This is a genomic window from Peribacillus sp. SIMBA_075, from assembly GCF_046534585.1.
In genome coordinates, this window is the sequence record NZ_JAWRYN010000142.1 from 1 (window position 1) to 426 (window position 426).

Annotated in this window: 1 protein-coding gene; it reads right to left on the reverse strand. The window is 44.6% G+C overall.

The window, feature by feature from the left end; genetic code table 11:
* On the reverse strand, positions 1-426 hold a 426-nt coding region (locus tag SB775_RS27525), incomplete at both ends, for an ABC transporter permease (protein WP_410864310.1).

Consider the following 426-nt stretch of genomic DNA (forward strand, 5'->3'; position numbering starts at 1 on the left):
CTACAATGACCCCAACCCAAGAAAGACCAACATTCACCTTGATGGCAGAGATCATCGTTGGAATACTCGCTGGCAACATGACCTCACGAAAGACAACGCTTTTTTTCGCACCAAAGGTTTTCATTACTTTCAAATAGTTCTCATCGACCTCTTGAAAGGCTGTATAAATGACAATCGTTGTAATGATCACACTAATGATCGCGCCCATGGCGACAATGCTGATCATGCCAGGTCCAAGTGCAACAATTAAAATCGGGGCGAGAGCGACTTTCGGCATGGCATTTAAAATGACTAAATATGGATCAAGAACGTTCGCCAGACGGGTGGACCACCATAAGGCGGCAGCGAGTAAAATGCCGCAAAAGGTACCAAGTAGAAATCCGAGCATCGTCTCCAACAACGTAATACTCATATGATTCATTAACG